12 protein-coding genes are annotated in these 13,956 nt (G+C 65.5%); 2 read left to right on the top strand and 10 right to left on the bottom strand.

Annotated features, from left to right (window positions below; translation table 11 throughout):
* Window positions 1-166: 166 nt before the first annotated feature.
* Complete coding sequence (locus tag K359_RS0131820) at window positions 167-2,029, bottom strand: feruloyl-CoA synthase (RefSeq protein ID WP_029082942.1); 1,863 nt, start codon at window positions 2,027-2,029, stop codon at window positions 167-169.
* A gap of 155 nt (window positions 2,030-2,184) precedes the next feature.
* Here K359_RS0131820 and K359_RS0131825 point away from each other — a divergent pair, with 155 nt between their 5' ends.
* Both K359_RS0131825 and atzF read left to right on the top strand, forming a co-directional pair.
* Window positions 2,185-2,715: a MarR family winged helix-turn-helix transcriptional regulator gene (locus tag K359_RS0131825; RefSeq protein ID WP_051346518.1), complete on the top strand. Its 531-nt coding sequence runs from the start codon at window positions 2,185-2,187 to the stop codon at window positions 2,713-2,715.
* A 204-nt stretch (window positions 2,716-2,919) separates the two neighbouring features.
* Complete coding sequence (gene atzF, locus K359_RS0131830; protein WP_051346519.1) at window positions 2,920-4,740, top strand: allophanate hydrolase; 1,821 nt, start codon at window positions 2,920-2,922, stop codon at window positions 4,738-4,740.
* Window positions 4,741-4,906: 166 nt separating this feature from the next.
* On the opposite strand, the gene K359_RS53515 is transcribed toward atzF, so the two are convergent.
* The 9 genes from K359_RS53515 to K359_RS0131875 all read right to left on the bottom strand — a co-directional run bounded on the left by K359_RS53515 (window position 4,907) and on the right by K359_RS0131875 (window position 13,801).
* Entirely contained in the window at window positions 4,907-5,254 is a 348-nt protein-coding gene (locus K359_RS53515) for a DUF2489 domain-containing protein (RefSeq protein ID WP_156928760.1), read from the bottom strand.
* Window positions 5,255-5,292: 38 nt separating this feature from the next.
* Complete coding sequence (locus tag K359_RS0131840) at window positions 5,293-6,024, bottom strand: GntR family transcriptional regulator (RefSeq protein ID WP_029082945.1); 732 nt, start codon at window positions 6,022-6,024, stop codon at window positions 5,293-5,295.
* A 43-nt stretch (window positions 6,025-6,067) separates the two neighbouring features.
* Complete coding sequence (hpxZ, locus tag K359_RS0131845) at window positions 6,068-6,460, bottom strand: oxalurate catabolism protein HpxZ (protein WP_029082946.1); 393 nt, start codon at window positions 6,458-6,460, stop codon at window positions 6,068-6,070.
* A 1-nt stretch (window position 6,461) separates the two neighbouring features.
* Complete coding sequence (locus tag K359_RS0131850) at window positions 6,462-7,859, bottom strand: AtzE family amidohydrolase (RefSeq protein ID WP_029082947.1); 1,398 nt, start codon at window positions 7,857-7,859, stop codon at window positions 6,462-6,464.
* A gap of 7 nt (window positions 7,860-7,866) precedes the next feature.
* Window positions 7,867-8,046 (bottom strand): DUF4089 domain-containing protein, encoded by a 180-nt coding sequence (locus K359_RS0131855; RefSeq protein ID WP_029082948.1) that lies wholly within the window; start codon window positions 8,044-8,046, stop codon window positions 7,867-7,869.
* A gap of 19 nt (window positions 8,047-8,065) precedes the next feature.
* The gene (locus K359_RS0131860; RefSeq protein WP_029082949.1) at window positions 8,066-9,850 is read right to left on the bottom strand and encodes an ABC transporter ATP-binding protein; all 1,785 of its coding nucleotides are present in this window, start codon (window positions 9,848-9,850) and stop codon (window positions 8,066-8,068) included.
* Between the two features lie 97 nt (window positions 9,851-9,947).
* The gene (locus K359_RS0131865) at window positions 9,948-10,847 is read right to left on the bottom strand and encodes an ABC transporter permease (RefSeq protein WP_029082950.1); all 900 of its coding nucleotides are present in this window, start codon (window positions 10,845-10,847) and stop codon (window positions 9,948-9,950) included.
* Window positions 10,848-10,856: 9 nt separating this feature from the next.
* A complete protein-coding gene (locus tag K359_RS0131870; RefSeq protein WP_029082951.1) occupies window positions 10,857-11,870 on the bottom strand; it encodes an ABC transporter permease in 1,014 nt (337 codons plus the stop codon).
* Between the two features lie 308 nt (window positions 11,871-12,178).
* Entirely contained in the window at window positions 12,179-13,801 is a 1,623-nt protein-coding gene (locus K359_RS0131875; RefSeq protein ID WP_029082952.1) for an ABC transporter substrate-binding protein, read from the bottom strand.
* Between the last annotated feature and the right edge of the window lie 155 nt (window positions 13,802-13,956).

Consider the following 13,956-nt stretch of genomic DNA (forward strand, 5'->3'; position numbering starts at 1 on the left):
CCCGGCCTCCGAGCCGGGACCCATGACCACCAATGCTGATTATTGCGCGCCAGCGGAACGACGACCTTTGTACACAACGTCGGCCGCGGAATATGGGTCCCTGCTTTCGCAGGGACGACGGCGGTGTACGTGGCGCCCTGCCAGCACCCTACCGGTACAAATCACGTCACGAGCCCGCGCAGGCGATCGGCTCGGCCGACGCGCCGTCCTCCAGGACCGCCACTGCTGCGGCGCGGCGCGTCAGCACGGCGCGCTGGTTGATGTAGCCCTTGTCGGTGATCTCCCCGCCATCGACCGAGGCGGGCTCGGCCAGCAGCAGCGCACGGGTGGCGTGGCCGGAGGAATGGCCGCCTTGCGCCTTCAGTTTTGCCAGCCCCTGCCCGATCGCGGAGCGGATCGCAGGATGGCTGATCACCTCTCGCACGTCGGCGCTCTCGGAAAGTTCCGCCAGTGCGCGGCAGGCGGCAATGTTCGGAAACACCAGGAACCGCACCTCGTCGCGGCCATGACCAGTGACGACGATGTCCTGCGCAAGCGGGGCCAGTGCCGCGATGCCCGCGACGCGCAAGGTGCCGACGCTGACCCAGGTTCCTGAATTGAGCTTGAAATCCTCGGCGACGCGGCCGTCGAAGAACAGGCCAAGATCGGGCCTGTCAGGATCGGCGAAGGTGACGGCGTCGCCGATCTTGTAAAAGCCCTCGTCGTCGAAGGCCTCGGCGGTGAGCCCGGGCGCCTTCCAGTAACCCGGCGTGACATTGGGCCCGCGCACGCGCACCTCGAGCTTGTCGCCCGACGGCACGAGCTTGAGTTCGGTGCCGGGGATCGGCACGCCGATATTGCCGGAGCGTTTGGCGAGGAAGTGACAATCGGTCGCGAGCGGCGAGGTTTCGGTCGAGCCCCAGGCCGACACCATCGGCAAGCGCCGCCCCACGGTTTGCAGCGACAATTCCTCCAGCGCGTCCCACAGATTCGGCGGCAGCGCCGCGCCGGCATAGAAGGCGAATTTGGTTCCTTCGAAGAATTTGCGGCGCAGCTCGCCATCGGTGCGGAGCGCCGCGATCAGCATGTCGAAGCCGCGCGGCACGTTGAAATAGACCGTCGGCACCACGCTGCGCAGATTGGCGAGCGAGGTCGCGAACAGGCCGGGCGCCGGCTTGCCGCCGTCGATATAGAGCGTGCCGCCGTTGCGCAGCACCAGATTGAAATTGTGATTGGCGCCGAAGGTGTGGCTCCAGGGCAGCCAGTCCAGGATCACAAGCTCGCCACCGGACTGATCCAGGAACGTCCAGGTCTGCGCCTTGGCCTGCTGGCTCGATGTCAGCATGCGCTGGGTGTTGATCACGGCCTTCGGCGTGCCTGTCGAGCCCGAGGTGAACAGGAATTTTGCTATCGTGTCCGGCGTCACCGCCGCGAAGGCTTTTGCAATCTCGGGCGCTTCCGGCGTCGTTGCGACGGTGCGGAACGGCATTGCGTCGGCATCGCCGGGATTGCCGCTGACGAGGGTCGCCCGATGCAGCGGCTCGATCGCGGCAAGTGCCGGCGCGAACAGCTTTGTGCCCGTGACATAGATCGCGCCGGGATCGAGCAGTTCGATCATGCTCTTCAGCTTGTCGAAATCCCGCGACATCAGCGAATAGGCCGGCGAGATCGCGGCCGAAGGCACGCCGACATGCTGGGCGGCGAGCGCAAACAGTGCGTGATCGATGCCGTTGTCGGACAGGATGACGAGCGGCCGGTCGGCGCTCAGCCCTTGCGCCAGCACCCACGATGCAGCGCGGCGCACGATTCCGAGCGCATCGCGATAGCTGACCGTGCTCCAGGGCGCCTCGGCACTGGCGCGCTCGCCGAGGAAGATGCGATCCGGCGCCTGCCGCGCCCAATGCTCCAGCCAGTCGCCGATGCAGCGGGCACCTTGCTTCAGCGGCATGGTGGATCGAACCAGGATGCTGCCGTCTTGACGGCGGTCGGCAACGATCGCGGGCGTCGCGAACAGGCGGTCTGGATTGTCTGCGCTGGCGGCCATCGTCATAATTTCCTCCTCGCCCGCATCTTGCAGGACCGCGCTGCAACATCGTGCAGCATCGCGGTCCCGGCCGGGCTCTTTGGCTACAAAGTTGCGAGCAACAATTGTTGTCGTCAACAACAATCTTTCCCTTGCGCCTCGGGCGCGCTAGCATCGCCGCCATGGCAAGCCAGCAAAAGACGTTGCGCAAGGCGGCAGGAACCGGAGCGGCAATCCGCCGCCCCCAGGCGCGGGCGGCGAACGGCCGGGCACATCGCGGCGACAACGGCGACGAGATCGGCCTCGACGCGCTGGCCGGCCACGCCGGCTACGCGGTGCGGCGCTTCCAACTCTGGATCTTCCAGGACTTCATCAAGACGCTGGCGGCGGCCGATATCCGTCCGACCCAATATTCGGTCATGACCGTGATCGGCGCCAATCCGGGCCTGAGCCAGATGGCGGTGGCCAAGCGGCTCGGGATCGAGCGCGCGCGGCTGGTTCATCTGCTCGACAGCCTGGAAGAACGCGACTTCGTCAGCCGTATCCCCTCCGCCACCGACCGCCGCACCCATGCGCTGCATTTGACCGCGCGCGGCAGGACCGCGCTGGCCCAGTTCAAGCGGCTCGCCGCCGAGCACGAGCGGCATGTCGCCGCGAAGATCGGCAAGGAAAACCGCGAGCGGCTGCTGCAGATCCTTGCCTGCTTCACCTGACCTCCGGCTCAGATTTCGGCTTGATCAGACCTGCCCTAAGATTAGGCAGAAGCATTCGCAGGCGAGTCTGCAGCAGTTGCTGGCGACCGCTTCAAACAATTGATATCGTACAATAATTTGCCGTGACGCGAGCGCATTCGAATTGTACACAATGGCACATTGCTTGCTTCGATCAGGCTACAATTCCCTCGCGCAGGACATCCGATGCCTTGCCGCTCAACAGACGGGGCCAACCACGTGACTGAAACTGTCGCCGCGATCGTCGCCTCGCATCGCGCCGGGACCATGACGCCGGCCCAAACGGTGGCGCGCAGCTACCAGCGCATCCGCGAGCACAACGATCCCGCCATCTTCATCAGCCTGCGCGACGAAAAGGAGGCGCTCGCCGAGGCCGGGCGCCTCGCCGACCCGACGCTGCCGCTCTACGGCGTGCCGGTCGCCGTGAAGGACAATATCGACGTCAAGGGCCTGCCGACCACCGCAGCCTGCCCGGCCTTCTCCTACATGCCGGCGCACGACTCCACCGCGGTCGCCCGGCTGCGCGCGGCCGGCGCCATCATCATCGGCAAGACCAATCTCGACCAGTTCGCCACCGGCCTGGTCGGCGTGCGTTCGCCCTACGGCATTCCCAAAAATCCGGTGCGCGGCGATCTCGTGCCCGGCGGATCGAGCTCGGGCTCCGCGGTCGCGGTATCCGCGGGACTGGTCGCGCTGTCGCTCGGCACCGACACCGCCGGCAGCGGCCGGGTGCCGGCGATGCTCAACAACATCGTCGGCCTCAAGCCGAGCCTCGGGCTGATCTCGAACGCGGGACTCGTGCCTGCGTGCCGAACGCTCGACTGCATCTCGGTGTTCTCGCTGACCGTCGACGATGCGATGGCCGCGCTCGCCGTGATGGCCAGGCCGGATGAAGCCGATCCGTTCTCGCGCGACCGGCCGCTGGCATCACTGGCAACGTTTCCGGCCAAGCTGAAGCTCGGCATTCCCAAAAGCGGTCAGTTGATCTTCTTCGGCGACCGCGAGGCCGAGAAAGCCTATGGCGAGGCATGCAAGCGCTGGCAGTCGCTTGGCGCCGACCTCGTCGAGTTCGATCTCGAGCCGTTCTACGAAACCGCGCGGCTGCTCTATGAGGGGCCGTGGGTCGCCGAGCGCTATCTCGTGATCCGTGACCTCTTGGCGTCGTCGCCGGACGCAATCCATCCGGTGACGCGCGAGATCACGATCGGCGGAGCGCGGCTCACGGCGGCGGATACGTTCACTGCGCTGTACCGCCTGCAGGCGCTGCGCCGTGTCGCCGAGCGCACCTTTGCGCAGTGTGGCGCGATCGTGCTGCCGACGGCCCCGACCGTCTATTCCACCGCTGACGTGCTGGCCAACCCGATCGAGCTGAACTCGCGGCTCGGCACCTACACCAATTTCGTCAACCTGCTCGATCTCTGCGGCCTCGCGCTGCCGGCGGCGATGCGGCCCGACGGTGCGCCGTTCGGCATCACGCTGCTCGCGCCCGCCGGCCGCGATGCCGAGCTTGCCGGCATCGGCCGCGTGTTCCACGCCGACACCGGACTTGCCATCGGCGCCAAGGCGCTGCCGCAGCCACCGCTCGCCGCAGTGCCGGCGCAGGCCGGGGCCGACGAGATCACCATCGCAGTGGTCGGCGCGCATCTCTCCGGCATGGCGCTGAACCACGAGCTGACGACGCTGGATGCGCGCCTGCTCGAGGAGGCGGTCACCGCGCCGGACTACAGGCTCTACGCACTCGACACCACGCCGCCGAAGCCCGGCATGCTGCGCATCGAGGGCGACGCAGGACACGCGATCAAGCTCGAGCTCTGGGCGATGTCGCCGGCCGCGTTCGGAAAATTCGTTGCCGCGATTCCGCCGCCGCTCTCGATCGGCACGATCAGGCTCGCCGACGGACGGCAGGCCAAGGGCTTCATCGTCGAGCCCGCCGCAATCAACGGCGCGAAGGATATTTCCGCCTATGGCGGTTGGCGGGCGTTCATGGCGGAGAAGGTGAAGGCGTAACCGCGGGAATGGTGTGCTCCCTCGCCCCGCTCTTGCGGGGAGGGGCTTCTCTCAACGTTCCGTGACTACCGAAAGACCTGTCCCCCCACACCCGGATCGCATCTAACGATGCGATCCGACCTCTCCCCGCAAGCGGGGCGAGGTAAGGAGGGCTCCATACTCGCCGCTACAATTCAATTTCTCCGCAGGAAAAACGCTCTACGAGGCTTTTAGAATGAGGCTCTCCAAATTTCCGGGCCCAAGCCTCCATTCGAGCTATCTCCGGCGCAAGAGCCTCCAGCGCCGACTTTTGCCAGAGTGATCTCTCATCGCCCACCGGCAGCGCATCCGTTTCGGAGAAAATGCCGACGAAGGGCACCAAATCCGGGTCCCATTCATCCAGCCCCCACGCGAAGCGGGCTGGACAGATTTTTCTTGCTCCTTCGATGTACGAAAGCCGTCCCGCGAGCATATCTTGCGCAGCTTCAAATATGCTTCGGCGCGCTGCAGCAATCTTGGATTCGTCATGGCTCAAGGTGACGCCCTTTCTTTGCAGCCTGCTCTGGTCGTGCCTTACACCGACACCGCGTAGGTCTCGTATTCGCCGCGCACCTGCTCGATATGGGCGCGCATTGCGGCGGCGGCACCTGGCTTGTCGCCGCGCATGATGGCGACGACGACGCGGTCGTGCTCGGCGTGGGATTTTGCCAGCCGCCCGAGGTTGCGGAACTGGGCGCGGCGGAATGGCTGCACGCGCACGCGGGTCGCCAGGGTGATCTCGGCGATATAGGCGTTCTGCGATCCGGCGTAGATCGCGTTGTGGAAGCGCTCATTGACCTCGTGGAAGCGCTCGGGATTGCCGGTGTAGCTCAAGACCCGCAGCTCCTCATGGACCGCTTCCAGCGCGTGGCGCTCCGCCGGCGTCATCCGCTCGGCGGCAAGGCCGGCGCACATCGCCTCCAGCTCGGCCATCGCCTCGAACATGCCGGTGAGCCTTTCAAGGGACGGCCGCGCCACCACCGCGCCGCGATGGGCGCGGGCATCGATCAGGCCGCTGGCGGCAAGCTGCCGCAGCGCCTCGCGCACCGGCGTGCGGGAGACGTTGAAGCGGCGCGCGAGGTCGGTCTCGTCGAGCCCGGCGCCCGGCGGCAGCGTGCCGCGCACGATCTCGTCGGCGAGTTGCAGCCGCAGCTCTTCGGCGCGGGTGATCTTGTCGGTGAGCGACGACGGGCGATCGACGCGGCGCACGGCCGCGTCGGGCTCGGCGCCCGGCGGCATACGCGTCGGAAGATCGTCCAGGCTCATGCCTCAAGCGTCCTTTCAAGCAGTCCGGTTCAAACGCCGTTGTTCAAGTAGTCTTGGGCTCGTCGATGACGCTGACATGGGCCGCGACGATTCTCCAGCCCTCGGGGAAGCGAATCCACGTCTGCATCTGCCGCCCCACTCTACCCGGTGTGCTGTCCCGGTAAAACAGCGTCGAGGCGATTGCGGTGTCGCGGCCATAGGTCGTGATCACGGTGCGGTCGATCTTGCGCATCAGGCCGACCGGCGAGCGCCCGGCGCGAAACGCCATGATCTCGGTATAGCCATAGAGGTTCTCGCCGATGCCATAGCGCAGCGTGCGGCTGTCGTTGCGGAACAGCTCGTCGAGCACCGCGACATCGTTCGACACCAGCGCCTTCTCGTAGCGCTGGAACTGCGCGGTGACTTCGGCGACCACGTCGGGAAGATCAATGTCCATATCAGAGTCCTCTCGGTGCGGGTGCCGCAGCAACGCCCATCTGTTCCAGCATGTAGGCGACCCGCAACGCGATGTCCTCGCGCCAGGGCGCGGCGATGATCTGCACGCCGATCGGCATCGGCTCGAGCGGCACCGGCACGGCCACGACCGGCAAGCCGATAAAGGAGATCGGCTGGGTGTGGATGCCGATATTGGCGCGCACCGGCAGCTCGACGCCGTCGAGCGTGAAATTGACCTGGCCGAGCTTCGGCGCGGTGCACGGCGTCGCCGGCGCAAGGATCACGTCGACCGACTGGAACAGCTCCGCTGCCTTGGCGCGGAACCAGCGGCGGAATTTCTGCGCCTTGTCGACATAGACGGCCGGGACCATCGCACCCGCGATGAAGCGGTCGCGCACCGCCGGATCGAAATCATTGGGACGCTTGCGCAGGCGATCGAGATGCAGTGCGGCACCCTCGGTGGTGGTGGTGATGAAGGCCGCGGCGCGGGCGCGCGCCGCCTCCGGCAGCTCCACTGTCTGCGTGGCACCGAGCGCCTTCGCCACGCGTGCGACCGCTTCGACAGCCTCCGGAAACACGTTCTGCTGGAAATAGCCGCCGGCGATCGCAACGCGCAGCCGGCCGACATCATTGGCAAGCAACGGCACGGTCGGCTCGATCGACTGCACGATGCAGGCGGGATCATCGCCGTCAGGTCCCTGCATGGCGTCATAGGCGAGCGCGAGATCCTTCACGCTGCGCGCCAGCGGACCGAGATGGTCGAGGCTCGCGACGAACGGATAGGACCGCGCGCGCGACAACCTGCCATAGGTCGGCTTCAGGCCAAAGGTGCCGCAGAACGACGAGGGTACGCGGATCGAGCCGTTGGTATCGGAGCCGAGCGCAATCGGCACCAGCGCGCCGCCGACGGCGCTGCCCGAGCCGCCCGAGGAGCCGCCGGTCATCCGCGTCGGGTCATGCGGATTGCGCGACGGGCCGTCATGCACGTTCTCGCCGGTGAAGTCGTAGGCGTATTCGCCCATGTTGAGCGCGCCGACCAGCACGGCGCCGGCCGCTTCCATCCGCTCGATCAGCGCGGCATCGCGCGGCGACGGCGGCAGGTCGCGGTTGATCTTCGAGCCGGCGCGGGTCGAGAGCCCCTGCACGTCGAACAGGTTCTTGACCGCGAAGGGAACGCCGGCGAGCGGGCCGACCGATTGGCCTACCGCGAGCGCGGCATCGACTGCCCTGGCCCTGGCACGCGCACGATCGGCGGTGACGTCGGTGAAGGAGTTGAGCACCTTGTCGTGCGCCGCGATGCGCGCGAGCGCAGCTTCGGTCGCTGCGAGGGCAGTCATCTTGCGGCTTGATACGGCCTGCGCGATTTCGGCGGCCGACATGAACGTGGGAGTTTCGGACATCGCGGTCTCAGGTCGAATAGATCGCGGCGGACACGATCTCGTCCGGCAGCGGGAAGTCATCGACCAGCCGCGCCAACCGCAGCGAGGCCTCGAGATTGGCGCGCACCGCGGGACGCCAGGCGTCTTCCAGCGGCAACGCCATCGCACGGGCGACGGCGTTCATGTAGTCGTCGAGATGATCGGCCATTTCGCTCCCAATGAATTTCTCAAGCAACCGGCAACGGCGGATGCGGGATCGCCGTCAGCAGCTCCCTTGTATAGGCATCCTGCGGATTGCCCAAGACTTGTTCGGACGTGCCCTGCTCCACGATGCGACCGGCGCGCATCACGATGACGCGATCACACAGCAGGCGCACCACATTGAGATCGTGCGACACGAACAGATAGCTCATGCCCATCGACTGCTTGAGGTCCTGCAGCAGATTGAGCACCACCGCCTGCACCGAGACGTCGAGTGCCGCGGTCGGCTCGTCCAGGATGACGAGCTTCGGGTGCAGCGCGATCGCGCGCGCGATGCCGACGCGGGCCTTCTGGCCGCCGGAAAGCTGGTGCGGAAAACGGTCCAGCAGATTGACCGGCAGACCGACCAGCCGCGCGAGCTCCTCGCAGCGGTCGCGGAGCGCGTCACGCCCGCGGATATCGCCCAGCTGCATGATCGGGTCCGCGATAGCGCGCGTCGCGGTGAAGCGCGGGTTGAGGCTGTCGGTTGGATCCTGAAACACCATCTGGATCTGGCTGCGCCGCGGCAGCCGCGCGAAGGACTGCGGCATGATGGCGCCGATGTCCTCGCCGTCGAACAGGATGCGGCCGGAGGTCTGGTCCAAGAGCCGCATCACCATCATCGATGTCGTCGACTTGCCGCAGCCGGATTCGCCAACCAGCCCGACACTCTCGCCGTGATCAATCGAGAAGCTGATGCCATCGACGGCGCGGAAGATCTCCTCCTCGAGCGGCGGCTTGCGACCGAACAGCTTTGCCAGCACCGAGCCCGCGCCCTGGCGGGGATATTCCTTGACGAGTTTTTCGACTGACAGGAGGGGCCGTGTTCTCTCGTCACCCCCGGGCTTGACCCGGGGGTCCATCGAGGGAGAAGCGTCTTGCGAAGGTCGATGGATGGCCGGGTCAAGCCCGGCCATGACGGGGATAGGCTGCGGAGACTTCGTCTCTTCCTCCGGCAGCAGATCCCGCAGCGACACCCCGAGCCGCGGCGTCGCGCGCATCAGTTTCTTCGTGTAGTCGTGCTGCGGCGACGCGAAGATGTCGGCCGAGACAGCGGTTTCGACCACGCGGCCCTTCTCCATCACCACGACGCGGTCGCAATAAGCGGCAGCCAAACCAAGATCATGCGTGATCAGGATCGTCGACATCGCGCGGCGCCGGGTCAACTCGACGATCAGGTCCATCACCGCCTTCTGGGTGGTGACGTCGAGGCCGGTGGTCGGCTCGTCGGCAATCAGAAGCTGCGGGTTGCAGGCGAGTGCCAGCGCGATGACGACGCGCTGACACATGCCGCCTGACAGTTCGAACGGATAGGCGTGATAACGCTCGCGCGGACGCGCGATCTTGACCTGCTCCAGTGCCTCGATCGCCTTCTCGCCGCGGTCGGTGACCTGCGCCTGCTGGACATGCTGACGCAGCACATCCTCGATCTGATGCCCGACCTTTCGGATCGGATTGAGGGCGGCGCGCGGATTCTGGAAGATCATCGAGACTTCGCGGCCGCGCAAATCGCGCATCTGGCTCTCGGTCGCCGCCTTGACGTCGATGCCTGAAAACATCACCGAGCCGTCGGCGATCCGGCCGGCACGATCGAGAATACGCATCACCGCATATGAGGTCACCGACTTGCCGGAGCCGGACTCGCCGACGATGCCGACGGTCTCGCCCTTGCCGACCGAGATATTGACGTGCTGCACCGCCTTGACGATGCCGCGGCGGGTGGTGAACTCGACCGTGAGGTCGCTGACGTCGAGCAGCGGCTGGGCGGTCATGACCGCCTCCCCCAATGCGATGCATCATCCAAAAATCCGCAAAACAACCCCATGCAAAGTAGCGGCGAGGTAGCGCGACACCGTGCCGAGACAGTCATCAGGTCCTCCGCTGCGGGTCGACGATGTCGCGCAGGCCGTCGCCGAGCAGATTGAAGCAGAACACCGCGATCATCAGCGCAAGGCCCGGGAACAGCGCGATCCACCATTCGCCTGAGACCATGAAGCCCGCACCCTCGGCAACCATGATGCCCCACTCCGCCGTCGGCGGCCGGACGCCGAGCCCGATGAAGGACAGGCCCGCGGCGTTGAGGATCGCATAGCCCATGGTCAGCGACATCTGCACGATCATGATCGGCATGATGTTCGGCAGAATGTGCCCGAGCAGGATGCGGTACTCACCATTGCCGGAGAGCCGCGCCGCCTGCACGAAGCCGGCATTGCGGCGGACGTTTGCCTCGGCGCGCGCGACGCGGGCATAGAGCGGGAAGTTCACGATCGCGGTCGCGATGATGATGTTCTGCACGGTGTTGCCGAGCGCTGCGACGATGCCCATCGCCAGCACGAACAGCGGAAACGCCATGATGGTATCGGCGACGCGGCCGACGATGCGGTCGGTCCAGCCGCTGAAATAGCCGGCGGCGATACCGGCCAGCCCGCCCATCAGGAACACCAGCACGACGGAAGCGACCGCGATGAAAGTGTCGAGCCGTGTAGCCACGATGACGCGGCTGAAGATGTCGCGGCCGAGCTGGTCGGTACCGAACCAGTGCGCGGCGGACGGCGGCTTCAATGCGGCCGCGGTATCAGAGGCGAGCGGGTCGTACGGCACCACATAAGGCCCGAACAGCGCGGCAAACAGGATCACGATCAGCAGCGCGAAGGCAAAGCCGGTGACCTTGTTCTCGCCGAGGACGTAGCGGGTTTGCTCAATGATCGCGGCGAGACCGGAGGTGCGTGCGGGACCGATCGGCTCAACAGTGGGGGCAACGCTGCTCATCTGTCCTCCCTACCCTTCCAGCCTGACGCGCGGATCGATCACGCCATAGAGGATGTCGATCAGGAGATTGAGCAGCACGTACATGACCGCCATGGTCAGCACGAATCCCTGCACGGGCGCGAAGTCGGACGCGATCAGCGCCTCGACCGCGTAGGAACCGATGCCGGGCCAGGCGAACACCTTCTCAACCAGCACGTTGGCGCCGAGCAGGAAGGAGAACACCATGCTGAGCGTGGTGATGACCGGCAGCATCGCGTTGCGGAAGGCGTAGGTGACGATCACCTTGCCGGGCGACAGGCCGCTGGCGCGCGCGGTGCGGACGAAATCGGAGGCCAGCACCGCCAGCATCGAGGCGCGCGTCATCCGCGCGATCGGCGCCAGCGAGAAGATTGCGAGCGTCACCGCCGGCAGGATCAATTGGCTGAGCGCCGAACGGAACGCCTCGAAGTCGCGCGCGATCAGCGTGTCGATCAGATAGAAGCCGGTGACCGTCGGCGGCGCGCTGGTGAACACGTCGAGCCGGCCGAGCGGCGCCGGCGCCCAGCCAAGCCGGAAGTAGAACACATAGACCAGCACGAGCCCGGTGAAGAACACCGGCAGCGACACGCCGGCCGTCGTGGTGACGCGGCAGAGATGGTCGATCCAGGAGCCCGGCCGTGTCGCCGCCAGCACGCCGAGCGGGATCGCGATTACGATCGAGACGACGAGGCCAAGCAGAGTGAGCTCGGCCGATGCCGGCAGGCGATTGCGCAGCTCGGCGGCGACCGGCTGCCCGGTGGTCAGCGAGGTGCCGAGATCGCCATGGGCGAGATCGTTGCTGTAGCGGACGAACTGCTCGATCAGCGGCTTGTCGAAGCCGAGCTTCTTCCTGATCTGGTCGACCGCCTCTTTGGTTGCCGCAGGCCCTGCAAAATACGCCGCGGGATCGCCCGGCAGCGCGCGCGTCAAGAGGAACGTCACGATCACAACCCCGATCAGCGACGGGATCGCGAACAGCAGCCGCTTGCCGATCAGGGTCAGCATGCTGGCCTCGCTGTTTCTGGCTGCGACGCCACAACGGGACTGGCAGGGCTCCCTCCCCCCTTGCGGGGGAGGGTTGGGGAGAGGGGTACCGCTTGCTCCGATGCCAAACGGGATTGGATTCTCAGCGAAGTTGTTTGTGACGATGCGAAATGGTTTGGCGCCTTCCCGCCTAATGTCGTCTTTGCGCGTTCGCGGCTTACCCCTCTCCCCACCCTCCCCCGCAAGGGGGGAGGGAGCCTGAGAGGCGTGCTCACCTCACCTGAACCCACACCACCTCCGGATGTGTCGCGGACGATCAGCATGCGCCCTCACCCCTTCGCCATTGCGCGGTAGTCGAGGCGGCGGTGGAACCAGTATTGGTAGCCCGAGATGTTCTTCTGCATCGCGACGTTGACGAACGGCTGATAGAGCGGGATGCGCGGGATGTCGGCGTAGGCGAGATCGACGAAGCCCTTGACGTCGGCGTCATAGGCCGCGGTGTCGCCGGCTGCGGCAGCCGTGCGCGCGCCGTCGATCAGCCTGTCCATCTCCGGCGACTTGTAGCTCATGGTGTTGAAGACGGAATTGTTGCCGTGATAGCACCAGTAGAAGAAGTACTCGGGGTAATCGAGCCAGCCCGAGAACACGTTGGTGAACAGCGGCATTTCCTTCTTGTTCAGCTCGGTGCGCCAGTTGGCGCCGGGCACCTTGTTGATCGTGGTCTTGATGCCGAGCTGCGCGAGGCTCTCCTGCACCAGCACGCAGAGCGGCTCGTTGACGCCCGCAAAATTCAGGTCGAACGAGATCGTGGTCTCGAAGCCGTTGGCGTAGCCGGCCTCGGCGAGCAGCGCCTTGGCCTTCTCCATATCGGTGTTGTATTTTGTCGGCTGCGGCCAGGCGACTTCGGTCGGCTTGTCCTTTGAGGCGCCGAACATCGGATTGGCGAGACCGAACAGCACCGCATCCATGATCTTCTGATACGGCATCGCGTAGGCCATCGCCTGCCGCACCTTCGGATTGTCGAACGGCGGCTTGGTCACGTTCATGCCGATATACTGGATGCCGTTGGAGAACGGCAGCGAGACCACGTTGAGCTTGCCGTTCGTCTTCATCTCCTGGAAATCCTTGAACGGCAGCTCATAGGAGATGTCGGCGTCGCCGCGCTCGAGCAGCGCACGGCGGTTGCCGGCCTGCGGCACCATGCGCCAGATCACGCGCTTGATCTTCGGCAAGGGACCGCAGACCCAATCGTCGTTGCGCTCCATGACCACTTCGGTACCGGCGGTCCATTTGGTCACCTTGTAGGCGCCGGAGCCCGCGGTCTGCTGCTTGGTGAATTCGAGACCCCACGGGTCCTTTTCGCTCGCGTTCTTCTTCACCAGCTCGGAGTTGACGACGCAGGGCACGATCACCGCGAGGTCGGGGATCGTCAGCCTGTCCTTCCTGAGGAAGTCGACGCGCACCGTATAGTCGTCGACGACGACGAACTGCTCGGGCTTGGTGAGCGAGCCCGCGCTCATCTGGAAGGTCGGAAACCCGCCGACCGAGACGGCGCGGTCGAGCGACCATTTGACGTCCTTCGCGGTGACCGGCGTGCCGTCGTGGAATTTGGCGTTCTTGCGCAGCTTGAAGGTGATCGACATGTCGTCGATCTTCATGTCCTCGGCGAGCTCACCCTTGAACTTGTCGCGGTCGTAATAGGGCACGCCGCCCGGACCGCTCTTCATCTCGTGGCTGATCAGCCGGTCGTAGCAATTCCACGACACCTCGTAGCCGGGCACGTTGGTGCCGATGCCGTGGATATCGAGATTGTTGGGACCACCCTCGGAGACGATCAGCAGCGTCTCGGAGCGCGCGTCGGCCTTGGCCGGCGACCAGATCGCGGGCGCGGTCGGCGCCAGCGCCCCCGCTGCCAGTCCAGACACCGATTTGAGGAAATCGCGACGCTTCATGTGATGCTCCAAATGCCTTTTTTGAAAATGGCTTTGGAACAGGGATCGCAAGGTTTGTGCCAACCCTTAATGGATCCTTATGTCGCCGCTAACACGCGGCAAAGGCGGGAGAAAACGGCAGAGGTATTTTGATCCGACCGCAGTAGCCGCCGCCT

It is taken from the genome of Bradyrhizobium sp. th-b2, from assembly GCF_000426785.1.
Classification (GTDB): Bacteria; Pseudomonadota; Alphaproteobacteria; order Rhizobiales; family Xanthobacteraceae; genus Bradyrhizobium; species Bradyrhizobium septentrionale.

Bases quoted from the DNA above. Each gene is read 5' to 3' on its own strand.
- K359_RS0131855 (WP_029082948.1), bottom strand. From the start codon at position 8,046: ATGGCCGATCATCTCGACGACTACATGAACGCCGTCGCCCGTGCGATG.
- atzF (WP_051346519.1), top strand. From the start codon at position 2,920: ATGCCTTGCCGCTCAACAGACGGGGCCAACCACGTGACTGAAACTGTC.
- hpxZ (WP_029082946.1), bottom strand. From the start codon at position 6,460: ATGGACATTGATCTTCCCGACGTGGTCGCCGAAGTCACCGCGCAGTTC.
- K359_RS0131875 (WP_029082952.1), bottom strand. From the start codon at position 13,801: ATGAAGCGTCGCGATTTCCTCAAATCGGTGTCTGGACTGGCAGCGGGG.
- K359_RS0131825 (WP_051346518.1), top strand. From the start codon at position 2,185: ATGGCAAGCCAGCAAAAGACGTTGCGCAAGGCGGCAGGAACCGGAGCG.
- K359_RS0131870 (WP_029082951.1), bottom strand. From the start codon at position 11,870: ATGCTGACCCTGATCGGCAAGCGGCTGCTGTTCGCGATCCCGTCGCTG.
- K359_RS0131850 (WP_029082947.1), bottom strand. From the start codon at position 7,859: ATGTCCGAAACTCCCACGTTCATGTCGGCCGCCGAAATCGCGCAGGCC.
- K359_RS0131860 (WP_029082949.1), bottom strand. From the start codon at position 9,850: ATGACCGCCCAGCCGCTGCTCGACGTCAGCGACCTCACGGTCGAGTTC.
- K359_RS0131865 (WP_029082950.1), bottom strand. From the start codon at position 10,847: ATGAGCAGCGTTGCCCCCACTGTTGAGCCGATCGGTCCCGCACGCACC.
- K359_RS0131840 (WP_029082945.1), bottom strand. From the start codon at position 6,024: ATGAGCCTGGACGATCTTCCGACGCGTATGCCGCCGGGCGCCGAGCCC.
- K359_RS0131820 (WP_029082942.1), bottom strand. From the start codon at position 2,029: ATGACGATGGCCGCCAGCGCAGACAATCCAGACCGCCTGTTCGCGACG.